Annotated in this window: 16 protein-coding genes; 6 read left to right on the top strand and 10 right to left on the bottom strand. The window is 66.2% G+C overall.

Features of this window, described 5'->3' with window-relative positions:
• Positions 1 to 60 precede the first annotated feature (60 nt).
• A complete protein-coding gene (locus tag RH91_RS11300; RefSeq protein WP_010162862.1) occupies positions 61 to 903 on the top strand; it encodes a fumarylacetoacetate hydrolase family protein in 843 nt (280 codons plus the stop codon).
• 95 nt (positions 904 to 998) lie between these two features.
• Here the strand turns inward: RH91_RS11300 and RH91_RS22395 are convergent, their stop codons facing one another.
• The 5 genes from RH91_RS22395 to RH91_RS11280 form a co-directional block, all read right to left on the bottom strand.
• Entirely contained in the window at positions 999 to 1,160 is a 162-nt protein-coding gene (locus RH91_RS22395) for a hypothetical protein (protein WP_157136908.1), read from the bottom strand.
• A 149-nt stretch (positions 1,161 to 1,309) separates the two neighbouring features.
• The gene (locus tag RH91_RS11295; protein ID WP_010162860.1) at positions 1,310 to 4,360 is read right to left on the bottom strand and encodes a TonB-dependent receptor domain-containing protein; all 3,051 of its coding nucleotides are present in this window, start codon (positions 4,358 to 4,360) and stop codon (positions 1,310 to 1,312) included.
• A 337-nt stretch (positions 4,361 to 4,697) separates the two neighbouring features.
• Positions 4,698 to 7,247 carry a PAS domain-containing protein gene (locus tag RH91_RS11290; RefSeq protein WP_010162859.1) on the bottom strand — a complete coding sequence of 850 codons (2,550 nt, stop codon included), beginning with the start codon at positions 7,245 to 7,247 and terminating at the stop codon, positions 4,698 to 4,700.
• Positions 7,248 to 7,414: 167 nt separating this feature from the next.
• Positions 7,415 to 9,079 (bottom strand): DUF5597 domain-containing protein, encoded by a 1,665-nt coding sequence (locus tag RH91_RS11285; protein WP_010162858.1) that lies wholly within the window; start codon positions 9,077 to 9,079, stop codon positions 7,415 to 7,417.
• A gap of 44 nt (positions 9,080 to 9,123) precedes the next feature.
• On the bottom strand, positions 9,124 to 10,695 hold the full coding sequence (locus RH91_RS11280; RefSeq protein WP_029623791.1) for a GH39 family glycosyl hydrolase: 1,572 nt from the start codon (positions 10,693 to 10,695) through the stop codon (positions 9,124 to 9,126).
• A 94-nt stretch (positions 10,696 to 10,789) separates the two neighbouring features.
• Here RH91_RS11280 and RH91_RS11275 point away from each other — a divergent pair, with 94 nt between their 5' ends.
• Positions 10,790 to 12,322 carry an alpha-L-fucosidase gene (locus RH91_RS11275; RefSeq protein WP_010162856.1) on the top strand — a complete coding sequence of 511 codons (1,533 nt, stop codon included), beginning with the start codon at positions 10,790 to 10,792 and terminating at the stop codon, positions 12,320 to 12,322.
• A gap of 42 nt (positions 12,323 to 12,364) precedes the next feature.
• Positions 12,365 to 14,443 carry a beta-galactosidase gene (locus RH91_RS11270; RefSeq protein ID WP_010162855.1) on the top strand — a complete coding sequence of 693 codons (2,079 nt, stop codon included), beginning with the start codon at positions 12,365 to 12,367 and terminating at the stop codon, positions 14,441 to 14,443.
• A gap of 20 nt (positions 14,444 to 14,463) precedes the next feature.
• On the opposite strand, the gene RH91_RS11265 is transcribed toward RH91_RS11270, so the two are convergent.
• Positions 14,464 to 15,285 carry an amidohydrolase family protein gene (locus RH91_RS11265; protein WP_010162854.1) on the bottom strand — a complete coding sequence of 274 codons (822 nt, stop codon included), beginning with the start codon at positions 15,283 to 15,285 and terminating at the stop codon, positions 14,464 to 14,466.
• Complete coding sequence (locus RH91_RS11260) at positions 15,276 to 15,638, bottom strand: L-rhamnose mutarotase (RefSeq protein ID WP_010162853.1); 363 nt, start codon at positions 15,636 to 15,638, stop codon at positions 15,276 to 15,278. The genes RH91_RS11265 and RH91_RS11260 overlap by 10 nt, the downstream gene beginning before the upstream one ends.
• A gap of 119 nt (positions 15,639 to 15,757) precedes the next feature.
• On the opposite strand from RH91_RS11260, the gene RH91_RS11255 reads away from it, so the two are divergent.
• The gene (locus tag RH91_RS11255) at positions 15,758 to 16,552 is read left to right on the top strand and encodes an IclR family transcriptional regulator (RefSeq protein WP_010162852.1); all 795 of its coding nucleotides are present in this window, start codon (positions 15,758 to 15,760) and stop codon (positions 16,550 to 16,552) included.
• 49 nt (positions 16,553 to 16,601) lie between these two features.
• On the opposite strand, the gene RH91_RS11250 is transcribed toward RH91_RS11255, so the two are convergent.
• The 3 genes from RH91_RS11250 to RH91_RS11240 form a co-directional block, all read right to left on the bottom strand.
• On the bottom strand, positions 16,602 to 17,600 hold the full coding sequence (locus RH91_RS11250; protein WP_232283482.1) for a zinc-binding alcohol dehydrogenase family protein: 999 nt from the start codon (positions 17,598 to 17,600) through the stop codon (positions 16,602 to 16,604).
• A gap of 120 nt (positions 17,601 to 17,720) precedes the next feature.
• Entirely contained in the window at positions 17,721 to 18,500 is a 780-nt protein-coding gene (locus RH91_RS11245; RefSeq protein ID WP_010162849.1) for an IclR family transcriptional regulator, read from the bottom strand.
• Positions 18,501 to 18,588: 88 nt separating this feature from the next.
• Positions 18,589 to 20,943 (bottom strand): glycoside hydrolase family 31 protein, encoded by a 2,355-nt coding sequence (locus tag RH91_RS11240; protein ID WP_010162848.1) that lies wholly within the window; start codon positions 20,941 to 20,943, stop codon positions 18,589 to 18,591.
• Between the two features lie 259 nt (positions 20,944 to 21,202).
• Between RH91_RS11240 and RH91_RS11235 the strand changes: the two genes are divergently transcribed.
• Positions 21,203 to 22,816 carry a DUF5597 domain-containing protein gene (locus RH91_RS11235; protein ID WP_029623790.1) on the top strand — a complete coding sequence of 538 codons (1,614 nt, stop codon included), beginning with the start codon at positions 21,203 to 21,205 and terminating at the stop codon, positions 22,814 to 22,816.
• A 272-nt stretch (positions 22,817 to 23,088) separates the two neighbouring features.
• A complete protein-coding gene (locus RH91_RS11230) occupies positions 23,089 to 25,929 on the top strand; it encodes a TonB-dependent receptor (RefSeq protein ID WP_010162846.1) in 2,841 nt (946 codons plus the stop codon).
• Positions 25,930 to 25,986: the final 57 nt, after the last annotated feature.

The following is a 25,986-nucleotide window of genomic DNA, read 5'->3' as shown; positions in this document are numbered from 1 at the left end:
AAAGCGCCGTCCCCCTACCCAGGACGACCACCAAGTCCCCGTTTTGACAGGAGCCTCCCCATGAAACTCGTCCGTTACGGCGCCCCCGGCGAAGAACGCCCCGGGCTGCTCGACGCCAATGGCACGCTGCGCGACCTGTCGGGCGAAATCCCCGACGTGGTCGGCGCGACGCTCGCGCCCGCGATTCTCGCCGAGCTGGCCGCGCTCGATCCCGAGGCGCTCCCCCCGGTCGAGGGCACGCCGCGCCTTGGGGCCTGCGTCGGGCAGGTCGGCAAGTTCCTGTGCATCGGCCTCAATTATTCGGACCATGCCGCCGAGACCGGCGCCACCGTCCCGCCCGAGCCGATCCTGTTCGCCAAGCATACCAGCGCGATCATCGGCCCGAACGACACCGTCCGGATCCCGCGCGGGTCGGTCAAGACCGACTGGGAGGTCGAACTTGGGATCGTCATCGGCACCGCCGCCAAATATGTCAGCGAAGCCGACGCGCCGGCGCATATCGCGGGCTATTGCGTGATCAACGACGTGTCCGAACGCGCCTATCAGCTCGAACGCCACGGAACCTGGGACAAGGGCAAGGGCTGCGACACGTTCGGCCCGGTCGGCCCGTGGCTGGTGACCCCCGACGAGGTCGGTAATCCAACGCAACTCCGGCTGTGGCTCGAGGTCAACGGCCATCGCTATCAGGACGGATCGACCGCCACGATGGTCTATCAGCCCGCGTTCCTCGTGAGCTACCTCAGCCAGTTCATGACGCTCTACCCGGGCGACATCATCTCCACCGGCACCCCGCCCGGCGTCGGCATGGGTCAGAAGCCACCGGTGTACCTGAAACCCGGCGACGTGATGACGCTTGGGGTCGAGAAGCTCGGCGAACAGCGGCAGGAGGTCGTGGCAGATTGATCCCGGCGGCTGCTCTCCACGGGAGCGGCTCCCGATGTCTTTGACAAAAACGGGACGGGATGATGCCGGCCGGCATCATCCCGTCAAACTTTCCGTTACGCGCCAGCGTCGGGCTTTTTCGTGTCCCCTGCGGCAGGCTCGGGATATTGGTCGGGCGTCACGACGCTCTGGTTCTTGACCGCCTGCCGGTCCTCGACGCTCCGCGCATCGCCCTTGTCGTCGATGGCACCGTCGGGCTTGTTGGGTTGCTCGGTCATGGAAGGTCTCCTCGCTTGGGGTGGTCCATGGTCTAACGCGCCATCGGCGGATGCGTTCAGCCAGTGCCGCCGTCCCTCCCGACGCAAAAAGGGCGGCCGTCGGAAACGGCCGCCCCTTTCGGTATGCGTTCAGGTTGTGACGCGACAGGTCAGAACTTGAAGTTCGCCCCTGCGCGGAAGCTCCGCCCGATCAGGCCCGGCGTGTGCCAGCTGGTCAGATAGTTGGGCGAGCTGGTGTAGCCCGCCGGTGCCACCGGCGCGCGCGCGTCGAGGAAGTTGCCGACGTTCAGGAAAACCTGGAACTTGTCGTTCACCGCCACCGTCGCGTTCAGGTCGACGTAGATGAAGCTGTGGACATAGCAGAACTTGTCCGAGCCATCCGCCGCCTTGTACAGCGCCGCCGCGCAGGACGTGTCGAGCGTGCCTTCGTCCGCCGCGACTTCCTTGATCCGGCTGACGTAATAGGCCGTCGCGGTCAGCGAGACCTTGTCGAGCGCGATCGTGTTCTGCCAGTTGCCGCGCAGGCGCGGCGTCCCGTTGCCCGACGACAGTTCCTGCGGCCCGAGCGTGCCCGCATATTTCTGCACCGTGCCATTGGCGAGATGCAGGTCATATTGGAACGTGTCGGTCACTTCGACACGCGAGGTGAAGCGGATCGCGGACGTGATCGGCAGCGAGACGTTCGCCGCGAGATCAATGCCCGAGATGATCGAGTAGTTCGCGTTCACGAACGGCGTGTTGTAGATCAGCAGACGCGGCAGGGCGTTGGGATTCGACGGATCGGCCGCGTCGACGACGTTGCACGAATAGCCCGGCCCCGTTGCCGCCAGTGCCGCACACCCCGCGGCCTGCGCTGCTGCCGCCGAGGCAAAGGTCTGCCCGGCAACCGAATAATAATTGGTGCGCGCCTGCCCGCCGAGTGGCCCGCTGACGATCAGGTCCGACTTCTTGATGTTGAAATAGTCGGCGGTGAAGGTCAGCCAGCGCTTCGGCTGGAAGATCGCCCCGGCGGTGAAGCTGCGCGACCGCTCGGGCTTGAGGTTCGGATTACCCGTTGCGCCGCTGCCGAGCTGGTAGGGCGTCGAATAGGTCGGGTTGGACGCATGCGCCGCGATGAACGCGGCGTTCGGGGTATAGTTGGAGAAGCCCGCGTAGGAGCTGCGCGCATTGTTCTCGGCGAACGTCGGTGCCCGGAACCCCTGCGAATAGGTACCACGCAGCGAAAAGCCCTGGACTGGCGTGAACTTCACCCCGACCTTGGGCGAGAAGTGGTTGAACCCCTCCGAATAGTGATCGTACCGCCCCGACACGTTGACATCGAGCTGGTCGAGGATCGGCGCGTCGACTTCGAAATAGCCAGCCGTCACCGAATGCTGCCCGAACGCCGCCGAGGTGTTGAGCCCGTTGACGTCGAGATTCGGGTTGCGGCTGTTGTTGGTCAGCGATTCCCGGCGGAACTGCCCGCCGACCGCGACCTTCGCGTCACCACCCGGCAGCGCGAACAGCGTGCGGCTGAGCGATGCATCGACGGTCGCGATCCACGAATTGGACGCGGTGTTGATCGCCGGGGCGATCGCGTTGCGGACCGCGTTCGAATTCAGGCTCGGGTTGACGAAGTTGTACGAGCCCGTGTTAATCGCGGTGATCAGCGCGGCATTGTTGGTGTAGCCGAAGTCGGTGAGGTTCAGATTGTCGCGCGCATACACGCCATCGACCTTCCACGCCCAGCTGTCGCCGAAGCTGCCCTTGAGCCCCGCCGTCCCGCGGAACACCTCGTTGACGCGCGAGCTGCCCGAGCGGAGATCGCCGAACAGATAATAGATCCGCGCCGCGCCATTTGCCGGGTCGTTGGCGTAAGCCGCTGCATAGGGGTTGTTCGGGTTGAGGCGACGGTCGCCGGCAACCGCGCAATTGATTCCGGCGCTGCAGACATAGACCGGCAGCACGATGCCCGGGTTGCTCGTCGCCAGCGTCGGCGAGGCACCGAACGGCTGGGTCTGACGAATGGCGACCGGCGGCGAGATGATGTCGACGCGGTCATGCGAGTAGCTGCCCGTGACATAGCCCTCGATCGAATCGCTCAGGCGAACGCTCAGTCGCGCCGTAAAGCCATACCGTTCCTGCAGCGGCAGGACCTGGCGATACTCGTCCGACGTATTGTGCTTGCACGCGGTGCCGACCTGCGTTGCGCTGTTCACCGTGAACGTGCCGCGTGCGCAGTCGGTCAGCGGCGTGAGGGTCTGGAAGACCGCTGGAGTCGTCGCATTGGCGACCGAACCTGCGCGCGGATCGTTGAGGTTGGTCTGCGTCACGCGAGTGACGATCGCGTCGGTCGAGGCGGTGGTCAGCGAATCGTCGCCGCGGTCGTTGTCCTTGCCGCCGATCGGGGTCAGGTCGAGCGTGTTGAACGGGAAGCCGCGCGAGCTGTTGCTGATCCGCCCGTTGCGCTCATATTCGCCCGTCGCATAGAGGTTGAACCCTTGCGCCGCGTAATCGCCATAGCCCGCGACCAGATGCGCGCGATACTTTTCGCCGTCGCCCTTCTGCGTCGCGCCGCCTTCGACACCGCCTTCGATTCCCTGGATATGCTTGCGCGTGACGATGTTGACGACACCGCCGATCGCATCCGCTCCGTACAGCGACGATGCGCCGTCCTTGAGCACCTGAATGCTCTCGATGCTGCTGATCGGGATGCTGTTGAGGTCGACATAGGCGTTATGGCCATCGTCGTTGAGCGGGAAATTGGTCGAGCGCAGCCCGTCGATCACGACGACCGTCGACGAGACGCCCGCGCCGCGCAGCGACACCGCAGTGCCGCCCGCCGAGAAGCCGCCCTGGAAGCCGTTGCCGATCGACCCGGCACCATCCGCCGAGATCGAGCGGACCGCGTCCGAAATATTGGTGATGCCGGCTTTCTGGAGCGTGTCCGCGGTCAGCACGGTGACGGGGGAATATTCGGTCGTCGCGCCACGGAACAGGGTTCCCGTGACGACGATGTCCTTGTCCGCTTCGGCGGGAGCAGTCGGGGCGGAAGCCGTCGGGGCGGGATCAGTCGGGATCGGCGCGGTCGGGGCAGGATCCGCCGGCAGCGTCTCCGCGGTCTGTGCGAATACTGGGGTCGACGAGACAGCGATCAGAAGTGCAAGTGGCGCGGACGCAGAACGAAGACGCGCCAGGGCGCGTTGATGCGTAGACTTCATGTAAAGATTTCCCTCCATTGCGCACCAGACCGGCGCAACACTTGTTCGCGACCTTGGACCCCCTGTCCCGCCGCAACAAAAGGAAACTGTAGACTCATCGAACTATTGTAAAGCCGCCCAAATCAATCTTTCCGGAGTGTGTCTGATTTGCAACACCAACACACTGCCGAACGAAAGCGTCTCGATTCTCAAGATCGACGGCGAACGCACTCGTCCTGCTCCCTTTAATCGAAGGGTAAAGCAGCGTACGGCCGTCTTCCCGGTCCCCTGGACTCAACTGGGAATGACCGGTCGGGAAAGGAATTCAGAAGAAAAGGTCGTGGCGGAGGACTACAGCTTAGGCCACCACCGCCTTGCGCAGCACCCGCGAGAGTTGCTCGACCGAATAGGGCTTGTGGAGCAGCTTGAAGCCATGCGTGCCGTTCTGCGCGAGCACGTTGCTATACCCCGACGTCAGCACGACCGGCAGCCCGGGATAGCGGTGGCGGATCGCCTCCCCCAGTTCGATCCCGTTCATGCCGGGCATCACCACGTCCGAGAAGACGATCCCGAACCGCGCCGCGTCGGCCTCCAGCTCGGCCAGCGCTTCCTGCGCGTTGGTCGCCCAGACCGTGACATAGCCGAGTTCCGCCAGCGACTGGGTGGTGAACGTCCCCACTTCCTTATTGTCCTCGACCACCAGCACACACGTGCCGTGGCCGTCCTCGAGCTCCTCGGTCGGCGCGTCGTCGCCCGCCACCGCACCCTGATCGACCGCCGGAAGATAGAGCGTGAAGGTCGTTCCCCGACCGACGGCGCTCTCGACGGTGATGTCGCCGCCGGACTGTTTCGCGAAACCGAACACCTGGCTCAGCCCGAGCCCGGTCCCCTCGCCCACCCCCTTGGTGGTGAAGAACGGCTCGAAGATCCGCTCGAGCTGGTCGGGTTCGATCCCGGCGCCCGTATCGGTCATCGCGATCGCGACATAGCGGCCGGCGACCCGGGGGTGCGCCCGCACCGCAGGGATCGCGGTCGCCGGGCGCACGACGATGTCGATCCGCCCCGCCCCGCCCATCGCATCGCGCGCGTTGACCGCCATGTTGACGAGCGCAGTGTCGAGCTGGCTCGGGTCGACGTTGGTGAAGCACGCGCTTTCGGGCACGTCGATCCCGATGACGATCCGCGATCCGGTCAGCGTGCCCAGCATGTCGGCGATGATTCGCAGGCTTTGCCCGACATCGATGATCTCGGGCTTGAGCGCCTGACGCCGCGCAAAGGCGAGCAACTGGCCGGTCAGCTTCGCCGCGCGATCGGCGGTGTCCGAAATCGCGTCGATATAGCGCTCGCGCCGTTCGGCACTCAGATCGGGGCGCTTGAGCAGATCGGTCGCCGAGCGGATGACCGTCAGCAGATTGTTGAAATCATGCGCGACGCCCCCGGTGAGCTGACCGACCGCTTCCATCTTCTGCGACTGGCGCAGCGCATCCTCCGCGGTCTGCAACTGGCTCGTCCGCGCGACGATCTGCTGTTCGAGCGAGGCGGCGAGCAACGCCAGCTCCTGCTCCGCGCGCCGCCGCACCATCGCGATCCGGGTCCGCTCGGCGACTTCGCGGACGAACGCGACCTCGTCCGCAGGCCAGCGCCGCCGGGTCGCATGGTTGAGATACAGCAAGGCGACCAGCCCACCGTGTTCGGTCAGCGGCATGTTGATGAACGCGCGCGCGCTGATCGCCTCGAGCACGTCCGCGGTATCGGCAGTCCGCGGGTCGAGCCGCGCATCCTCGACGACCGCGGTCTCGCCGCGCTTGAGATCGTCGATATACGACCCGTGTTCGCGGAAATGGAGCACGCCCGCGATCGTGGCGATCCCCGGCCCATTCCAGTCCCGCGCGATGCTGATCGTCTCGGCCTGCGTGTCCACCTCGCCGAACCCCACCCGGCTGACGTCGAGCGTGCGGCCGATGATCCGCGCCGCCTCGAACGCGATGTCGTCGGGCTGTTCGGTATCGCGGAACACATCGCCAAGCTCGACCAGCGCGGACCGCATCAGCTCGCTCCGGCGCTGCTCGGTGATATCGGTCGAGACGCCGGCGATCCGCAGCGCCTGCCCGTCCGCGTTGTAGAAGGGCTGGCCGCGCGATCCGATCCAGCGCAATTCGCCGTCCGGGCGCTGGATGCGATAGATCACCTCGTAATCGGTCCCCTCCGCGACGCAGCGCTGGACTTCCGCGGTGCTTTTCGTGCGGTCGTCGGGGTGGATCGCGGCGAGTCGGTCCTCATAGCTGAACGGCTGGTCGACCGGACGCCCGAAGATCTCCTTGCAGGTTTCCGACGCGGTCAGTCGCTTGGTCGCGATCTCGAGACTCCACGTCCCGAACCGCGCCGCCTTGAGCGTGAAGGCGAGCTCGCGCTCATGCTCCTCCTGCATCCGCAACCGATCGGTCAGCTCGGCCATCAGCGAGGCGTTGCTCGCCTCGAGGCCATCGAGCCGCTCGCGCTCGATCGTGACATCGACCTGGCTCGCGAAATAATAGGCGAGCACCCCTTCGGTGTCATAGACCGGCGCCATCAGCAGCCGGTTCCAGAACGTGTCGCCATTCTTGCGATAGTTGAGGATGTCGATCTCGAGCGGCTCGACCCGCTCGCACGCGGCGCGAAGCCGCGCGACCGTCGCCGGGTCGGTGTCCGCCCCCTGCAGGAACCGACAATTCCGCCCGAGAATTTCTTCGCGAGTATAGCCGGTCAACCGGCAGAAGGCGTTGTTGGTAAAGACGATCGGATTGTCGGGCAGGCGCGGATTGGTGATGATCATCGGCATCCGCGTCGCGCGCACTGCCGCAACGAACGGGTCGGTGCCGGCGTCCTGGCCGAGCACTTCGGCGGCGATGCGTTCGGCGTCCGCCGTCAATCTGCTCGTGTCCGACGCCGGACGGGAAGTCGTATGAGTCAAAACCGCCTACTCGGGAGAACTACAGCCGATTCGAGACTTAGGCATTCGTCCCCCGCCCCGCAACGCCAGCGTGCGGCCGCCCTGCGGAACTCGACCGAACCTGGCCCCGAGGCCAGGCTCCATGCTCAGCGATAGCGCCCCATCGTGACCTTGAGGACTTGCGGGCGGCCGACGAAATTCAGGCCATAATCGGTCTGGTCGCCGTTCCACACCCGGCGCATCACCCAGCGCCCCTTGTCGAACCGCCCCTCCTCGACCCGCACCATGACCCCGTTCGATCCGGTGCCGGGCGCCCCCGCAAAGGAGACGCGGACATGGTCGCCCATCACGAGGAATTCGTTCGCCGACAATTGCGCGACCGCGACCCCGCCGACGGGCTCCTTGCCCCATGGTGCCTGATCGCTCTTGAGCCAGGCCCAGTCCTTCATCCCGAACTGCCACTCGCCCCAGGCGGCGGTGATCGACCAGTCCCCCATGCGCGTCGACTGGACCGCGCCGTCGTCGGGCTTGGCCGCGCCCCACGTCGGCTTTTCGAACGCGATCCGCGCCCAGTCGCGCATCATCGAACCGACCGCCGCATAGGGCAGCGCGAACGCGCCCAGCGTGGCGGGCGACAGGTCGAGCGCACCGAGCGGGTAATTGGCGTAGCCGGTATCATCCATGCCGAACGGCGAGAAGCCGATCGCGCCGCGCCCGATCGTCGGCCAGAAGAAGCGCGCGAAATCGCGGGTATTGCCCATTTCGGGGACCATCAGCGCATTGTCTGGGCGGGCATATCGGTCGAGATACTTGATCACATTGGCGCTGGTCTTGTCGTAGATGTCGGGTGCCTGGAAATCGATCGCGGGGGCTGCCGCCTTCCAGATGTCGAGCACGTCCTGCTGCGGGCCGCCGCTCGCCACGCCATAGGGGTCGGGCACGTTGGACGGCCCCGAGAGCGAGGCGTTGACGTACATCGGCAACGGTTTGACCGCCTTGCCCGCCGCCGCGATCGCGTTGACATAGCTGCCGACGTACCAGGTGTTGAAGGCACGATCGGCCTGCGCGCCGAACGCCGCACTCCAGGTGCCGGTCTTGTGCACGCGCTGTGCCAGCGCGGGCGGGATCGGCTTGGCGAACAGCGCATTGCCGGTGGGCGAGAAATCGCGCGGGTTCTTGTAGCTGCCGGTCTCATTCTCGACCTGCACCATGATGACGGTATTCTGCGGGTCGTGATCGCGCAGATAGGTCATCACTTGAACGAACGCGCGCTTGTCCGCCGCGAGCGTCGCCGTGCCGTGCGCGCTGAGCACGCCGTGATCCGTGCCGTCCTTCGTTTTCATCCGGGGAAAGCGGCGGTTGTCGAGCTTGACCCAGTCGGGCGTGTACGAAAACGACGTGTTCTTCCACGTGCCGAACCAGAGCAGGACGACGCGCTTGTCATGGCTGCGCGCCTGGTCGAGCAGGGTCTGCAGGAAGCTGAAATCGAACGTCCCCTCCTTGGGTTCGACCTGCTCCCACGCGATCGGCACCTCGACCGTGTTGGCGCCGATCCGGTCGAGCACCGACCATGCGGTCGCCAGCGGCTCGGCATAGTTGCTCGAATTGTTGACCTGTGCGCCGAGCATGAAGAAGGGCGCGCCATCGACGATCAGCGCATGCCGGCCGTTGCGCGTCTCGATCCGCGGGACCTCGTGCGACGCCTGCGCAGATGCCGCCGAAGCGCCGGCCAGAAGGAAACCCGCCGAAAGCGCGGAAGCCATCATGGCGCGACGGTTGCGCGCGGTGCGCCCGAGGGGAAAGCTGCTCATCTGGGTTCTCCACGTATCTTGAAAGGCAGTCGGAATGGGCTGGCTCACCCGCGGGTGGCCGGATCGAGCGTCATCAGCACGACGTCGTTGGTGTCGAGCGGCACCGTCGCGGCGTAGCGTCCGGTGGCGTCGATTCGCACGACCCGGTCCTGCTCGGGCTTGTCCTGCGTCTGCGCCTGGAGCCGTGCGACTTGCGCGGCGGTCAGGGCGTTCGGTAGCCCCATGTCGATATCGGCCGAATAGGCGTCGTTGTGGCGATAGCCGGTGCGATAGGTCCGTAGCCGATACCGACCGGGCGCGAGGCCCGCGAACCGCACCGCGGCGGGTGCCTGTCGCGTGCTCGGCACCAGCTTGGTGTAGAACGGGCGGTTGCTGACCTTCTGGTCGGGCTGATGCCAGTCCCACACGACCACGCTGGTCCGCCGCCCCTCGGTTGCCGCCCAGCTGTTGGCGTCGACGGTCGGCACGGCCTTGCCGCGGAGCGCGTTCAGATATTTGTACGCGAACCACGCAGGCTTGCGGATGCCCTGCGGGTTCATCAGCCCGAAGCCGCCCTGAAACGGTGCGGTCGGCGGGCCCGGCTCCTCGAACAGGTCGCTATAGGTCCAGTAGCTCATGCCCTGGACGATGCCCTGCACCGCCTTCAGCTTGCTGAGGATATAGGGCGCGCTGACATAGCTGTCGTGCACCGGGTCGCGCGGCGTGTAGCTGGTGCTCCATTCGGTGAAATAGAGCGGCAGCCTGGGGAATTTCGACGCCGCGATCTCGGCGCGCACCTTGCGCGCGTCGGCGATGATCGCATCGGGCGCGGGGGACAGCTTGGTGTCGCTCTTGCCCTGCTCGTCGAGGAAGCCGCCTTCGACACCGTAGGTGTGCGTGGTGACGAAATCGACCGGCGCGCCGCTCTTGGCGACATGATCGAGAAATTCCGGCACCCACGCCGCACCGGCGGTCGACGGGCCGCCGACGCGCAGCGCCGGATCGACCGTTTTCAGCGCGCGCGCGGTCACGTCGTACAGTTCGAAATAGGCCGGCTTGTCCGCCTTTTCCCAGAAGCCGTCGAGGTTGGGTTCGTTCCACACCTCGAAATACCAGCTCCGCACCTCGGCCGCGCCATAGCGCTGCTGCAAATGGCGCGCGAACGCATCGATCAGCGCCGCCCAGCCGTCGAGCCGTGGATGCGAGGTGTTGCCCTTCCAGTAGAAGATCGAGAGGTCCGAGGTCTTAAGCGCCTGCGGGGTGAAGCCGAGCTCGACGAACGGCTTGATGTGCCGCCGCAGCATGGCGTCATACAGTCGGTCGATCCCGGTCCAGTCGTAGACGGTGCGCCCGTTCTCGACGCGGACGGTCTTGAGCACGTCATGGAAGATCGCGTGGAAGCGGAGATAGCGGAAGCCGAGTTCGTCGGTCGCGGTCTTGAGCTGCGCCTGGCTGTCGGCGCGGATCAGCGTGCCCGGATAGTCGGAGCCGACCGACAGATCGTAGAAGCGGTCGACCGGTCGCTGCGCCTGCCCGACATCGACCATGACCACCCGCTCGGGCGCTGCGACCACGGGATACGCGATCATCGTCGCTGCGGCGATTGCGCCACGCGACCCCAAAGCGATCCAACGCATCGTATCCACTCCCGAAAGTCTGCTGCCTGAGGAGCGTCACTTGCACGAAAGAGAATTCTATTGCACCAGTGAAACCAGCCCGCGGGAGAGAAAGATGACGACCTTCAGCAAGCGTGAGATCCTGAGCGGCCCGCTTGCCGCGCTCGGCGTCGGGGCGCTGGTCCGCGCCGCGCCCGCGATTGCGGCGGGCGCGCTCCCCCGCGGTCGGTTCGATTCGACGCAGGAGTCGCTGTCCACCTACACCCCGCCCGAATGGTTCAAGGACGCCAAGTTCGGCATCTGGGCGCATTGGGGCCCGCAGGCCGTGCCCGCGCGCGGCGACTGGTACGCGCGCTGGATGTACGTCCCCGGCCACCCGCATTACGACCATCATCTCAAGACCTACGGCCACCCGTCGGAGCGGGGCTATAAGGACATCATCCCGCTGTGGACGGCGGAGCGCTGGGAGCCCGAGGTGCTGATGGCGCGCTATGCCAAGGCGGGCGCGAAATACTTCGTGTCGATGGGCGTCCACCACGACAATTTCGACCTGTGGAACTCGAAGCACAACCGCTGGAACGCGGTCGCAATGGGCCCGAAGCGCGACGTGGTCGGCACGTGGAAGACCGCGGCCAAACGCCACGGCCTGCGCTTCGGCGTCTCCGAACATCTCGGCGCGAGCCATAACTGGTGGTATCCCAATCACGGCTACGACCAGTTCTGGCCGAAGCTCGGCATCCCCTATGACGGTGCCAATCCGGCCTATGCCGATCTCTATCACGACAACCGGACCGAGCCGTTCATCGATACCAAGGCGAGCTGGTACACCACCAACCCGGCCTATCATCAGCTGTGGCTGAAGCGAATCCGCGATCTGGTCGACGGCTATCAGCCCGACCTGCTCTACTCGGACGGCGGGCTGCCGTTCGGCGAAGTCGGTCGCAGCCTGGTCGCGCACCTGTACAACAGCAGCATCGCGCGTAGTGGGCGGCTCGAGGCGGTCTACAATTGCAAGGATTCCGGCACCGGCGAGTTCTTCAAGGAAGGCATGGTGCAGGACGTCGAGCGCGGCGTGCTCAAGGGCATCAACCCGCTCCCCTGGCAGACCGACACGTCGAACGGCGACTGGTTCCACAACGCGAACGAGACGTACAAGACGTCGAACCAGATCGTGACGATGCTTGCCGACATCGTCAGCAAGAACGGCAACATGCTGCTCAACGTCGTGCTGCGCGGCGACGGCTCGCTGCCGCCCGAATCCGACACCCTGCTGACCGACCTCGCCGCCTGGATGGCGGTCAATGGCGAGGCGATCCACGGCACGCGCCCGTGGACGCAATATGGCGAGGGGCCGACCGAGGCGGTCGAGGGCATGTTCAAGGAAAAGGCCGATTACACGCCGCGCGACATCCGCTTCACGACCAAGGGCAAGACGCTGTACGCAATCACGCTCGGCGAGCCGCGCGGCGTGACCGAGATCGCCGCCTTGCGTAGCGGCGCCCCGCAGGCGCGCGGTCGCGTGGTCGGGGTCGACCTGCTCGGTGCCGGACCGGTACGGTTCCGCCAGACCGCCACGGCGCTGTCGATCGACGTCCCCGCGCGCCTGCCGACGCGGCATGCCAGCGTGTTCCGCATCCATCAGGCCTGACGCCCGCCGCGCCACCCCGATCCGCGTTTTAAAGGACTTACCATGTATCGTCGTCCCACCCGCCTCGCCGGCGTTGCGCTCGCGCTCGCGCTGGCGTGCGGCATCGCCCCGACCGCGATCGCGCCCGAGGCGCGCGCACAGGGTGCAGTCGGCCATCCCGGCTGGCCCGGCAAGGGCGAGCTGTTCGTCGGCACCTGCTATCAGCCGATCGACCGCAGCCCCGCGCAGATCCGCGCCGATATCGCGATCATGAAGGCAGCGGGCATGACGATGGTGCGGATGGGCGACCTGTCGTGGGATTCGTTCGAGCCCGAGGAAGGCCGCTTCGATTTCAAATGGTTCGACGACGTCATCGCGCAGATGCACGCCGCGGGCATCCGCGTGATCGTCGACATCCCGGGGCAGCCCGCGCCGATCTGGCTGCACAAGAAATATCCCGGGGTCGACATCGTCAACCAGGATGGCGCGCGGATCAACGCCGCGAGCCGCTATTGGGACAATATCAGCGACCCCGACTATCGCCGCCTCGCCGCGCGCCTCGCGCAGAAGATGATGGAGCGGTACGCGCACAATCCGGCGGTGATCGCGCTCGGCTATGACAATGAGATCGGCAACGGGCACATGTCCTATTCGCCCGCCGATCGGACTCGCTTCGTTGCGTGGCTCAAGCGCCGCTACGGGACGATCGAGGCGCTCAACACGGCGTGGGCGACGCAGCGCTGGTCGCGCCGGATCAACACCTGGGATCAGGTCGACCTGCCCTATGAACGCGGCCCGGGCCCGAACGAGCGGTATCTCGACCTGCACCGCTACTGGTCGGACGACACGGTCGGCGCGCTTCAGGAGTTGGAGGCCGTGCGCAAGCAATACGCCCCCAACCTGCCGGTCGCGTCCAATTTCTGGCCGAACGCGGGGTCGAAGGGCTTCGATTATCTTCGCAACTGGGACAAGATCTCGACCTATGGTGCCCAAGGGTTTTACCCGGGCGACCCGCTCGGCGCGGCGTTCGACGTGATGTCGAACCGGGCGGGACACGACACGCCGGTGTGGTTCAACGAATTCACCGCCGGCGGCGGCGGCTATTACGGCACGCCCGGCCGCTCGCGCATGTGGGCCTATTTCGGGCTGCTCTATTACACGCAGAGCTTCCTCGCCTGGACTTTCAATTCGCACAGCGGCGGCGAGGAACAGGCGCTGTTCGGGCTGGTCGACCATGACGGTCGGCCATCGTGGAAGGTCGACGAATTCGCGCAGATCGCGCGGGAGATGAAGACGCTCAAGACGCTCGGCTTCCCGCGCTACGATCCGCCGCAGGTCGCGGTGAACTTCTCGTACCAGAGCTACTGGCTGACCAACCCGCCCCCCGGCCCCAATACGATGCAGGAATATTTCAAGGGCGATTACAGCAAGTTCGGACAGGCAGCCTATCGCCCGATGTTCGAGGACAATATCGATACCGCGGTGATCGACTTCGGCCACGACTCGCTCGCGAAATACAAGCTCGCGATCCTGCCAAGCGCCTATGTGATGGACGCGCCGACCGCGGCGGCAGTCCGCAAATATGTCGCGGACGGCGGCACCGTCATCATGACCGGCTATTCGGCCAAGGTCGACGAGACGGGCAAATGGTTCGAGACGCCCCTGCCCGGTCGGCTCGGCGACGTGTTCGGCGTGCGCACCAACGCCTTCTATCGCGCCGAGCAGCCGCTCAAGGTGACCTTCAACGGCGCGACGCTGACCGGCAGCGACCCCTATTACGAGATCCTCGAACCGAGCACCGCGACGCCGCTCGCGACCTTCGCCGATACGCCGCTAAAAAGCGCCGCGATCACGATCAACCATTACGGCAAAGGCCAGGCGATCTACGTCGCGACCGCGCCGCAGTCCGAACTGCTCGGTCCGCTGGTGCGGTCGCTCTATCCGTCGCTCGGCATCAAGCCCGGGCCGAAGACGCCCGCCGGCGTGGTCGCGCGCGTGGTCGAGGGGCGGACGCTGTACGTCAACACGACGCAGGCGCCGGTCAGCGTCTCGTTCGGCGGCACCAGGCGCGGATTGCTGTCGAACAAGGCGTATTCAGGCACACTCCCGCTCGCGCCCTATGGCGTCGAGGTCGTCCAGTAGCGCGCGCGGGCGCGCCGGCCTTACAGGCCGTAGAAGGCGATTGCGGCACCCCCGAACAGCTGGTCGAGATCGGCACATGCGCGGGCGGCGAGGTGGCGTGCGTCGTCGTGCCAGCGGCGCCAGTCGTCACCCGACAGGCGGACGACCGGCCAGTCGCTCCCCCACATCAGCCGCGCGCCGAACGTTTCGACGAGATGCGCGACATAGGGCATCAATGCTTCGGCTGGCTGGCCCGCCGCCTGCTCGGTCCGCAGGCCCGACAGCTTGCACGACAGGCCCAGCCCGCCGAGCGCCGCGATATCGTCGCGCCACGGGTCGAGCGCCATCCGCGCGGCGTCGGGCTTGGCGGCATGGTCGATCACGATCGGCAAGTCGGGCCAGCGCGCGGCGAACCGCGCGAGCATCGGAAGGTGCCGCGGCTGGACCAGCGCATCGAGGCGCAAACCTTCCGCCTGCATTGCTTCGAGCGCGGGCGTCAGCGCGTCCTGCAACAGCCAGTCGGGATCGGGGATCGCCTGCAGCATCGGGCGCAGCCCGCGCAGCTTGGGGTGCCGCGCGAGCGCAGCGATGCGCACGGGCGCATCGGGCTGCAACAGGTCGACCCAGCCGACCACCGCGCGCACCAGCGGCGTGCGCGCCGCCAGCGTGAGCATCCAGTCGGTATCGCGGTCGGTCGGCTGCGATTGCACGAGCACCGTCCCGTCGAGCGCTACCCCGGCGCTGGCGTTCCGCAACGCATCGGGACCGAAATCGCAGTGGATCGCGCCTTCCGCGGCGGTCGGCCATATGTGTCCCGGCGTGGCAAGCGACCAGAAATGCTGATGCGCGTCGATCAGGGGCACGACGGTTGATCAGCCAGCGCGTAGATCCGCTCTGCCTCGACCCATTTCTGCCCGTCGCGCGCAAAGGGAAGCGGCCGCTGGAAACGGTCCATCAGCGTTTCCCACGCCTGCACGTCCGGGTCGGCGCCGTCGCGCGCCGCCTTGGCGGCGGGGTCGAACTCGGGCGTGGTCTCCATCAGCATCACCAGCCGGTCGCCGACGTGCCAGATCTCCAGCGCGGTGATCCCCTCTGCCCGGATCGCGCGCGAGACCGCCGCGGGCGGGCCGCCCGGGCGATGCCAATGACGGTACGCGGCAATCGCGGCGGGATCGTCTTGCAGGTCGAGGAGGAGGACGTGGCGCGTCCGGGTCATAGGCTCACCTCTTCATGCGCAACCCCGGCGGATCGCGCCGGGATCACCAATTGCCACCGCCGGCTCTTTCCTGCGGCAGATGCCGCCGGTATGCCCGGGCCTATACAGAGAGGACCCACGTGACGCGAACCGGACCGAAAGGCGTATATGCCGCGCCAGCGCTCGAGAAGGCGTTCGAGATCATCGAACTGCTCGCCGACTATCCGGACGGCGCGCTCGTCAGCGAAATGGCGGCCAGCCTCGGCCGCTCGGTCGGCGAATTGTTCCGCATCGTGATCGTGATGGAACGGCTCGGCTATCTGCGCAAATCGGCGAACACCGATCGCTACACCGTGTCGTACAAGCTGCTCGAAACCGCCTATCGCGCCACGCCCGCGCAGAACCTGGTGCGGGCCGCGCTGCCGCAGATGCAGGGCCTCGCGCTCGCCGCCGGGCAATCGTGCCATCTGGTGGTGGCGAGCGAGGATCACGGGCTGGTCATCGCTTGCGAACAGCAACCCGGCGTCCGAGGTTTCTCGCTGCGCGTCGGGGCGCGGATCGACATCGTCACCAGCTGTTCGGGGCAGGTCCTGCTTGCCTATGCCGCGCCTCGCCGGCGCGAACAGATCCTCGATGCCGTCGTCGCGCAGCGCGCGGACCCGATCGACCGCGCGCATCTGGCGAAGCGCTTCGCAACGATCCGCGCGGCGGGGCATGACAGCCGGCAAAGCCCGGTCACCTACGGCGTGACCGACATCAGCTTTCCGATCTTCGGCTTCGACGGACGCGCGATCGCGGCGCTGACGATTCCGTTTCTCGACCTCATCGACGGCTCGCAGAAGGTCGGGCTGGAGGCGGCGCGCGAGTTGCTCCGCGCGACGACCGCGGCGATCTCCGATACGCTCGGCTATCCGGGCGCGCCGTCGGACGTCTGATCGCGTCCCCGACGTCGCGTCGCCGGATCGGACCGGTCGCGCCACGCCGCTAAAAATATGCGATCGCCTTCAGGACATGATCCGCCTCGGCCATCAGTTGCGGCAGGCGCGTGGGCATGTCTTCGGCGGGGAAGCTGTGGGTCTGCAACGCATCGATCGGAATATGCCCCGCCGCGATCGCCGCGATGACGTGCGCGAAGTCGCTCGCCAATGCGTTGCGACTGGCCAGAACGCAGGTTTCGCGCTTGTGGAATTCAGGATCGGAAAAGACGAGGTTGCCCGGTGCCACCCCCACCAGCACCAACGACCCGCCATGCGCGACATAGGCGAGGCTTTGCGTCATCGCCGCAAGCACGCCGGTCGCATCGAACACCGCGTCGAACATATCGCCATCGGTTCGCGCCGCCAATGCCGCCCCGACCTGCTCGTCGACCGGCAGAACGTCCTCGAAACCGAGCTTCGCGCGCGCATGGTCGAGCCGGGCGACGCGCGTGTCGATCAGCGTCACCATCGCCCCCGCGAGGCGCGCGAACAGCCCGGTGGCGATGCCGATCGGCCCCGCACCGACGATCAGCACGCGGCTCCCGACCGCGAGCGTCGCGCGCGCGACCGCGTGCGCGCCGATCGCGAGGAACTCGATCATCGCCGCATGGTCGAGCGACAATCCCGCGACGTCGATCACCGCACTTTCGGGAACCGCGACCAGCTCGCACATCCCGCCATCCTGATGGACGCCGAGCACGGAAATGGTGACGCACGCGTTCGGCTTACCCCCGCGGCACGCGATGCAGATCCCGCACGACAGATACGGATTGATCGCGACGCGCTGGCCCGGGGTGAACGCCGAGCCTTCGGGCACCTGCTCGACCTCACCGGAAAGCTCGTGCCCCATCACGCGCGGATAAGACAGGAACGGATGGCGTCCGGCGTAGATATGATAATCGGTGCCGCACAGGCCGATGCGCCGGATCCGGACCAGCACTTCGCCCGCGCGCGCGGTCGGCGGCGGCCGATCGACGAGATCGAGGTGCTGTGGCGCTTGGCACACGATGGCTTTCACAGGTTCGGCAGCTCCGGGGAAACTCCCGCAACCTTACGAACCAGATGTCATATGTGCAACCGAACTTTGACCTGTGCAAACCGCTTGTGCTGCCCCCGCGACCGGGCCTCAGAGGCGTTCGTCGCTCTGTACCAGTTGCTCCGCGATCCGCCGTGCCGCGGCGAGCACCATCGCCCCGACCTGCTCGGCAGTGTGCACCGGCTCGCGCCGTTCGAGATACGGCACGGTCAGCGCAGCGGCGGCCGCCCCGCCGCGCATGATCGGCGCGGAAATGTCGGTGACGCCCGCGACCAGCGGGCTTTGCGTCAGCTCGACCTCGCGCGTGCGGACCAGATCGGCATAGGTGCGAAAGGCATCGAGCGCCGCGGCGTCGAGCGGCGGCGCGAACAGGCCCTCCCAGCGGCGGCGCACCTCCTCGGGCTGGAAGGCATACAGGACGGCGCCGGATGCGGTCTTCGTGATCGGCCGACGATAGCCGACCCGGACCGAGAAGCCGACCTGCTCCCCCGATTCGACCCGCGCCACCACGACCATTTCGCCGCGGCTGTGGAACGCGAGGTGACAGGATTCGCCCGAATCCTGCACCAGACGCCGCATGACGGGAATCGCCAGCTCGATCAGGTTGCGGGTGCGCGGCTGCCGCATCCCCAGCGCGAACAGCCGGTCGGTCAGCCGATAGCCCTCGGAGCCGGGATCCTGGTCGATATAGCCGCGGAACTGCAGCACCTGCACCATCCGGTGCAGCTCGCCGCGCGACCGATCGAGCTGATCCGCGATCGCCGCGAGCGGCAGAGGATCGGTCGCATCGGCCAGCAGCTCGAGGATATCGAGCCCCTTCTCCAGCGCCGGGGCCTTGTAGCGACGGTCCTCGTCTTCGAACGCGTCCATCCTGCCCCCTATCCAGCCAAACTATCCGACGTCGTTGCGCCGCCTCGACCATAGGATGGGTCGCGAGATTGGAAAAGGGATCGGCGCGCTAGCGCCCGATCACCTTGACCAGCGTCCGGACGTCCTGCCCGCTCGGCAACTTGCCCGAGGCGGTCAGCTTGCCGCTCGTCTCGTCCCAGCGCAACGTCGCGGTGCTGCCGCCCTTGCGATAGGCGTTGCTCACGCCGTCATCGTCGTACAGCGTAAAGCTGGTCGAGCGACCGGGATAGACGCGGATGCTCTCGAGCGGCTGGCGCGTCGCGGTGCTCGGGACCTGCGCCCCCATCGGCACGATCGACCCGGCGCGCACGAACAGCGGAATCTTGTCGATCGGCGCGGCGGCGGTGATCGTCTGGCCGCCGGGATGCCGCTCGTTGGTCCAGTAATCGTACCAGTCGGCCCCGGCGGGCAGATAGACCGATCGGCTGGTCGCGCCCTGCTCTGTCACGGGGGCGACGAGGAAGGCGGGGCCGAACATATATTCGTCGCCCATGTCGGTGACCTTGGGGTCGTTCGGGAAATCCATGAACAGCCCGCGCATGAACGGTGCGCCGGTCTCATAGGTCTGGTGGCCCATCGCATAGAGATACGGCACCAGCGTGTAGCGCAGCTTGAGATATTGCGCGAGCACGGGTTCGGCCGCCTTGCCGTAATCCCAGATCGCGGTCGCCGGGCGCTGCCCGTGGATGCGCAGCGTCGGGGTGAAGGTATTGTACTGGAACCAGCGCACGAACAGCTCTGGGTAATCCGCATAACTCGGCGCCATCGCGGTCGCGCCCGCGGGGTCGAGCAACACCGGATGCTCGGCCTTGGGGCCGTTCGGATATTGCCACCCGCCCGTGTCGCTGCTCCAATACGCCAGGCCCGACGCGGTGAAGTTGAGCCCGGTCGGCACCTGCCGCTTGAGCGCTTCCCACGTCGCCTGCACGTCGGACGACCAGAACAGGCAGCCGTTGCGCTGCGTGCCCAGATAGGCCGCGCGGCACAGGATCAGGTTGCGGAAATCGGGCCGGTCTTTCGCTGACCCTTCCGCGACGCTCGCGGTGTGCACCAGCGGGAAGAGGTTGTGATACCGGTCGCCCGAGCCGATCGCGAACTGATGGCCGTCGGGGACGAGGTCGGGCTCGGTTTCGTCGAGCCAGAACCAGTCGAACCCCTGCGAGGCGATGTTGTCGCGGATGCGGTCCCAGAACCAGCCCCGCGCATCGGGATTGGTGCTGTCGAGCAGCGCGCCCGCGCGGTCCGCACGGATCGGCAGCCCGTCGACGACCGTGCCGTCGGCATCGTGGAGCAGCCAGCCCTTGGCGGCGAGCGTGTTATAGTAGCGCGATTCCTTCTCGAAGCGCGGCCACACGCTGATGATGCTGTGCATGCCGAGCCCCTTGAGCTTGGCGTTCATGCCCGCAGGATCGGGGAAATAGGTGCGGTCGATGTCGAGCTGCCCCATCCGGCTCCAGTAGAACCAGTCGAGCACCATCACGTCGAGCGGATAGCCACGGCTGCGATAGCCCTCCGCCACGCCGAGCAGTTCGGCCTGTGTCTCGTAGCGCGCCTTGCTTTGGATCAGCCCGAACGCCGCCTTGGGCGGGAGCGGCGTCTTGCCGGTCAGCCTGGCATAGCCCGCGTACAGCGCATCGGTGGTATCCCCGGTGATGACGAAGAACGACACGCGCTCGCCGACTTCGGATTGCCAGTGCGTACTGTTGTGCAGCCCCGGCGAGACCGTCGCGGTCGAGGGATTGTCCCAGACGATGCCATAGCCCTTGTTGGTGACCATGAACGGCACGCACACCGTCTCGCCGGCGGGCGCATCGTAATTGTGGCGGCAGTCGATCGTCCGCCCGCGCAGGTCGAGCCGGCCTTCCTGGTTCTGGCCGAGCCCGTAATAATGTTCGTCGAGCGGGGCGGCGAAGCTCGCGCCGACCTTGAAGGTCTTCTCGCCCGCCACGGTGTGCGGTGCCATTTCCCACCCGGTCATCTGCGTGATGAGATGGCCGTCTGCACCCTTCACGCTGATCGACACGGGCGGCAGCGACGGCGCGAAATAGCGCTCCATCTGCGACGGTGCCTTGGGCCAGGGCTGGGCGGCGACGGTGAGCGACAGCGCCGAGGAGGCGAACACGTCGCCCGACGCATCCGCGCGGTGGCTCCAGCCCGTTGCGTCGGACTTGGCATTGGCACCGGGCCCGGGTGCGGCATCTGCGAGATCGCGGTCGAGCGCGATCGTGACGCGGACGATGTTGGGCGCATAAGGCTCGACCGAGACGCGGCTGCCGTTGCGGTCAAGCGAGGCCAGCGGTTCCGCCTGTGCTGCGGCGAGCGGGAGCAGCGCCGGGATCAGGGCGATGACCGCAGCGCCGGTCCACTTCGCAAGGGCGCGTTTGCGCTCCGATACCATTGCCATGTCACAGATCCTCTTCATCGATGCCGGTGGTTGACGCTTGTGCATCGTCCGGCCAGTTGCGTTCACCTATGAGCAATCGTTTCACTGGCGCAAGCGACAATGCGATTCGATTTCGGTGCCGGGACACGACCTGCGGCCGACCGATCGCGTTGACAACCGCTCCGATGGTCGCGGCTGCGACGATACCGGCATCAAGTTACCCTTGGCGCGATCGCGTGGCTGGCATCGCGCACGCCCCCTCCCCGCAAAAGGATCTGACATGAAGAGACTGCCCGTGTTTCTCGCCGCGCTGGCGACCGCCGCGCCCGCCTTTGCGCAGTCCGTCGCGCCATCGGGTGAAGTGCCGCACATCGTCTCCCGGGGCGGCCATCACGCGCTGATCGTCGACGGCGCGCCGTTCCTGATGCTGGGCGCACAGGTCAACAATTCGAGCAACGCGGCTTCCGCCCTGCCCGCGGTGTGGCCGATGCTCGACCGGATCCACGCCAATACCGTCGAAGTGCCGATCGCCTGGCAACAGGTCGAGCCGGTCGAGGGGACGTTCGACTTCACCTTCCTGCAGACGCTGCTCGACCAGGCGCGCGCGCATGACAAGCGGCTCGTCCTGCTGTGGTTCGGCGCGTACAAGAACACCGGACCCGGCTATGCGCCCGACTGGGTCAAGCAGGACAACCGCCGTTTCCCGCGGATGAAGACGCGCGACGGCAAGGACCACGGCGTGTTCAGCCCGAATGCCCGCGCCACGCTCGAGGCGGACAAGCGCGCCTTCATTCGCTTCATCACCTATCTGCGCGACCACGACCGCCAGAACACCACGATCCTGGTACAGGTCGAGAACGAAACTGGGAGCTATGCCAACCCGCGCGATTTCGGCCCCCAAGCGCAGAGGCTTTTCATCGGCCCGGTCCCGGCCGCGCTCGGCAAGCGCGGGACGTGGTCGCAGGCGTATGGCGCGCAGGCCGACCGCGCGTTCAACAGCTGGTATACCGCGGCCTATTGCAACGCGCTCGCGGTGGCGGGCAAGGCGATCAAGCCGCTGCCGATGTACGCCAACGCCGCGCTTGCCGACCCCTTCAAGGTCCCGAACCCGAAGGACGTCGCGAACGGCGGTCCGCAGCAGGACGTGCTCGACATCTGGAAGGCCGCCGCGCCCGCGCTCGATTTCGAGGCACCCGACATTTACGACCGCAAGAGCGCCGACGTGTTCGCGTTTCTCGACGGCTACAAGCGCCCCGACAATGCGCTCGCGGTGCCCGAGATCGGCAACGCCGCGGAATATGCGCGCTTCTTCTGGGCGGCGATCGGGCGCGGCGCGATCGGCTTCTCGCCGTTCGGGATGGATGCGACGGGTTATTACAATTATCCGCTCGGCGCGAAGCGGCTCGACGACGCCACGCTCGATGCCTTCGCGGTCCCCTATAAACTGTTCGCCGGCATGCAGCGCGACTGGGCGAAGATCGCGTTCGAACACCCGACCTGGGGCACCGCCAAGGGCGACGATGGCGCGCCGCAGTCGACCACGCTCGGCAACTGGACGATCACCGCGAGCTACGGCGAGTGGCAGCTCGGTCGTCGTACCGACACCTGGATCCAGTCCGTACCGCCGCCCTGGGCGAGCGAGCCCGTCGGCGGCGCGGTCGTCGCGCAGGTCGCCCCCGACCAATATCTCGTCGCGGGCGATCACATCCGGATCGAGTTCACGCCAGGCAATGGCGCGCCGAAAAACGCGTTCGTGCTGCGCGTGGAGGAAGGACGGCTCGTCAAGGGGGCGTTCGTCGTCGATCGCCTGTGGAACGGCGACCAGACCGATCACGGACTCAATTTCATCGACCAACCGACGCTGCTGCGCGTGACCGTTGGGCACTACGAATAGGGTACGGCGGGGCGGGTTGCCCGTGAATTACAAAAACGTGCGACCCCTCACAACCGTTTACCTATAAACACTTTGCGCATAGGTCGACAAATCAGTTGACCCGTGGGCATGGCGCGCGTAGCCGACCGCCACTGGAGACTGGCTCGACACCGTGGGTGACGCGAAGCCAGCTCAATGGGAGAGGCGCGGCACGAGCGATCGCCGAAACCTTCCCGGGTAGATTTAGGACTCTCGCGCTGGCGAGAATTTTTCATGCTGTGGAAGGAATTTGAATGTCTGCTGCCGTTGAGGTCCGCCGTACCGGAACCAACAAGGCGCTGCTGCTGAGCGCGTCGATCCTGCCGTTCCTGATCGCCACCGCCCCCGCGGTCGCGCAGACCGCCGCGACGTCGACGGCACCGTCCACCGACCAGACCACCGCGCCGACCGGCCCCGCGCTTCCGGCGAGCGACCAGTCGCCCGCCGCCGCCCCCGCGGTCGAGGCCCCCGCCGCCCCCGCCGTCGGTCAGGACATCGTCGTCACCGGCGTGCGCGCGAGCCTGCGCTCCGCACAGAACATCAAGCGCAACGCCGATCAGGTCGTCGACTCGATCGTCGCCGAGGACATCGGCAAGCTGCCCGACCGCAACATCGCCGAAGCGCTGCAGCGCATCTCGGGCGTCCAGATCCAGCGCAACTTCGGCGAAGGCAGCGCGGTCGCGATCCGCGGCCTGACGCAGGTTCGCACCGAGCTCAACGGGCGTGACATCTTCACCGCGAGCGGGTCGGGCAATGCGCTGAGCCTCGAGGACGTCCCCTCCGAGCTGCTCGCCGGGATCGACGTGTACAAGAACCCGTCGTCCAACCTGATCGAGGATCAGCTCAGCGGCACGATTAATTTCCGAACCCGCAAGCCGTTCGATTTCGACGGTTTCAAGATCTCGGGCTCGGTCGCCAACACCTATTACGACCTGATCGGCAAGAGCCAGCCCGCCGCATCGCTGTTGATCAGCGATCGCTGGAACACCGGCATCGGCGAGATCGGCATCCTGGCCAGCGCGTCATACCAGAAGACCAATTTCCGGCAGGACACGATCTCGACCGAGCCGTTCTACACGCTCGACCAGAGCCGCAAGGCCGATGGCACGTTCACCAGCCCGAGCGACGCCGCGACCGCGGCGTTGCTTGGCCGCACCGGCCAGACGACCACGCTGCCGCACGGCACCGGCATCGGCGAGGTCATCGGCGACCGCCGCCGCCTCGGCGTCGACGTGTCGCTGCAATGGCGCCCGAGCAGCACGCTCGAATTCACCGGCGAGTATTTTCACAACGATTATAAAATCCGTGATTATGGCTACAGCTACTTCGCCTATACCAGCGGCGCGGCGATCACGCCGCTGGCGGGGGCACCCTTCACCTATGCCCCGAACGGCGATTTCCAGAGCGGCACCTTCACCAACGTCCCGATCGGCGACAACACCTCGATCGGCTCGCGCCATTCGGTCACGAGCGATTACTCGCTTAACGGCAAGTGGAAGCCGTCGGCCAATCTGACGATCACCGGCGATTTCCAATATGTCGACTCGAAGACCAACAATCTCAACTCGATCGTCGGGCTGAGCGGCACCGCGACGACGTTGCAGCAGAACATCGCGGGCACGACCCCGTCGTTCCAGATCGCATCCGCTGCCGGTCTCGCCAACCCCGGCACCTATAGCAACGGCTTCTACCTCGACGATCTGAACAATTCCAAGGGCACCGACACGGTCGGCCGCCTCGATGGCGAATATCGCTTCAACGGGGGCATCCTCAACTCGATCAAGGTCGGGTTGCGCTATGCCAATCGTGAGAACACGACGAACGACACGGGCTATCGCTATATCGGCCTGACCGGGCCGGCGACCAACCTGACCTATGTCGACCTGAGCGACTTCTACCGCGGGCAGGCGAACCTGTTCGGCGACATCCAGGCGTTCTCGCTGCCGACCGTGCTGAACTATGACGCGACGCGCGCCGCCCTCGGCGTCACGACGACGCCGCCGTTCGCGCCGAGCGGCACCAACTCGCAGTCGCAGAAGAGCTATGCCGGTTATGCGGCCGCGTTCTTCAAGGCGAGCAACCTGCCGGTGCCGATCGACGGCAACATCGGCGTCCGTGTCGTGCGCACCCAGGCGGCGGTGGCGGGCTTCTACCAGCAGATCGACCTGATCACCGCGCCGGATGGCACTCAGTCGACCGCAGCGCCGACGTTCACCGCGATCGGCGAGACGAACAGCTACACCTCGGTGCTGCCGAGCCTCAACCTGCGCGCGCATCTGACCGAAAAGCTCCAGTTGCGCTTCGCCGCGTCGAAGAACATCTCGCGCCCGCGCTTCGATCAGGTCAATCCGGCGCTGACGATCACCGAGCCGGGCACCGCGCAGATCAACCAGCAGCACACCACCTCGAGCGGCAACCCGTTCCTCAAGCCGATGAAATCGACCAATTTCGACGTTTCGGCCGAGTGGTATTTTTCGCGGACCGGCTCGCTCACCGTTGCTGGCTTCTACAAGGACATCTCGAACTACATCCAGACGGTCATCAACCAGCGTAACGTCACCTTCACCGACAACGTGACGGCGACCTACGACGTGACCACCTACAACAACGCCGCCAAGGCAAAGGTGAAGGGCGTCGAAGTCGCCTATCAGCAGTTCTTCGACTTCCTCCCCGGCGCGCTCAAGGGTCTGGGGGTCCAGGCCAACGCCACCTATGTCGACTCGCAGGCGCCCAGCCCCGCAAGCCAGGGCCCGGTGACGCAATTGCCGCTCGAGGGCCTGTCGAAGTACAACTTCAACCTGGTCGGCATCTACGAGCATGGGATCATCTCGGCGCGCGCGGCGTACAACTGGCGCAACAAGTTCCTGGTCACGACCTCGGCGAACGGGACCGGCAACCTGCCGATCTTCCAGAAGGCGTCGGGCCAGCTCGATGCGTCGATCACCGCGAACGTCACGCCGCACCTGTCGCTGACGGTCAACGGCACCAACCTCACCAACACGGTGCGCTCGACCTATTACGGCATCCTGACGCGCCCGCGCGATTCGATCATGAGCGATCGCCAGATCAGCGGCGTGGCGCGCATCACTTTCTAAGGTTTCCCGCCCGGCGACGGGCGGTCCAGAGGTTCCTCCCCCCCTGCCCGTTCGGAC

This window comes from Sphingomonas sp. PAMC 26617 (assembly GCF_000242835.1).
Taxonomy (GTDB): domain Bacteria; phylum Pseudomonadota; class Alphaproteobacteria; order Sphingomonadales; family Sphingomonadaceae; genus Sphingomonas.
This window is presented reverse-complemented; position numbering and strand designations above follow the sequence as displayed.

Excerpts from the sequence above, each read along its gene's own strand:
- RH91_RS11300 (WP_010162862.1), top strand. The coding sequence starts at position 61 with ATGAAACTCGTCCGTTACGGCGCCCCCGGCGAAGAACGCCCCGGGCTG.
- RH91_RS22395 (WP_157136908.1), bottom strand. The coding sequence starts at position 1,160 with ATGACCGAGCAACCCAACAAGCCCGACGGTGCCATCGACGACAAGGGC.
- RH91_RS11295 (WP_010162860.1), bottom strand. The coding sequence starts at position 4,360 with ATGAAGTCTACGCATCAACGCGCCCTGGCGCGTCTTCGTTCTGCGTCC.
- RH91_RS11285 (WP_010162858.1), bottom strand. The coding sequence starts at position 9,079 with ATGAGCAGCTTTCCCCTCGGGCGCACCGCGCGCAACCGTCGCGCCATG.
- RH91_RS11280 (WP_029623791.1), bottom strand. The coding sequence starts at position 10,695 with ATGCGTTGGATCGCTTTGGGGTCGCGTGGCGCAATCGCCGCAGCGACG.
- RH91_RS11275 (WP_010162856.1), top strand. The coding sequence starts at position 10,790 with ATGACGACCTTCAGCAAGCGTGAGATCCTGAGCGGCCCGCTTGCCGCG.
- RH91_RS11270 (WP_010162855.1), top strand. The coding sequence starts at position 12,365 with ATGTATCGTCGTCCCACCCGCCTCGCCGGCGTTGCGCTCGCGCTCGCG.
- RH91_RS11260 (WP_010162853.1), bottom strand. The coding sequence starts at position 15,638 with ATGACCCGGACGCGCCACGTCCTCCTCCTCGACCTGCAAGACGATCCC.
- RH91_RS11245 (WP_010162849.1), bottom strand. The coding sequence starts at position 18,500 with ATGGACGCGTTCGAAGACGAGGACCGTCGCTACAAGGCCCCGGCGCTG.
- RH91_RS11240 (WP_010162848.1), bottom strand. The coding sequence starts at position 20,943 with ATGGCAATGGTATCGGAGCGCAAACGCGCCCTTGCGAAGTGGACCGGC.
- RH91_RS11235 (WP_029623790.1), top strand. The coding sequence starts at position 21,203 with ATGAAGAGACTGCCCGTGTTTCTCGCCGCGCTGGCGACCGCCGCGCCC.
- RH91_RS11230 (WP_010162846.1), top strand. The coding sequence starts at position 23,089 with ATGTCTGCTGCCGTTGAGGTCCGCCGTACCGGAACCAACAAGGCGCTG.